1 pseudogene is annotated in these 821 nt (G+C 58.0%); it reads left to right on the top strand.

What is annotated here, in order from left to right:
• Positions 1-21: 21 nt before the first annotated feature.
• Positions 22-742 (top strand): annotated as a pseudogene (locus tag EXE44_RS21620) (hypothetical protein); the annotation flags it as partial.
• Positions 743-821: the final 79 nt, after the last annotated feature.

The raw sequence follows: 821 nt of genomic DNA on the forward strand, positions 1-821 counted from the left end.
ACTCTTTTCATTGAAGCCTAGAATACAGATATCTCGGTTCCACGCGACCCTGAGCAGAAGCTCTGTTACCGGGACACCGCCGTCGAGGATTCAGCACCGGACGAGCAACGCATCTTGGGCCGGGCAGAGACGATTATAGAACAGGTCAGCCGCGTTGTCTTCCCGGCGCTCTCGCTAGACCGTGGTAACGGGAGTGAGATTCACGAGAACGCCTACTGGGGGTTACAGACCTATCTCGGGCTCCGTGAGAACTTGGCTGCCAACGAGGGTGCTCGGAGTTTCAGCTACGAGTCAACGCGGGAGCGGACACCACCCGGACATGCTCACCGCGACCACCTACGTGACCTCCCGATACCGGAGGTTCGAGCGATGTATCGACGAGCGATCCGGCAACTCATCGGCAAAGTCGCAGAGACGGAGGAGTTCTTTCGCGCAGGCATCGTCGCGATCGACATTACCGAAGCTGACCCCTTCACGGGCGACCGTACGGGCTACGAGGACGAGATCATCGGAACGAAGGAGAACACCGACGAGTACGCCTACCAGTGGGCTACAGTCCATTGGTCGGTAACGCTGTTCCACTCGTCCTCGATGCTCGCCCCGTGCCGAGAGGCGAGTACTCTATCTGGCGGGCCGTCGACTTGCTCGTTCAGGTCGCATTGACTGGTAAGTACGAGCACTCGCCGATGGTGACGCAGATAACACACTGACGCTGCTGAAGAAGGAGACTGGAATCGGATAGAGAGACACTCAGTCTGGGCTAGCGCGCGGTCTGAGTGGCGACACTGTTGGATGTCTCGAAAATTAGTCCTTATGATTGG

The sequence above is a fragment of the Halorubrum sp. SS7 genome (genome assembly GCF_005435055.1).
In the GTDB taxonomy this organism is placed as follows: domain Archaea; phylum Halobacteriota; class Halobacteria; order Halobacteriales; family Haloferacaceae; genus Halorubrum; species Halorubrum salinarum.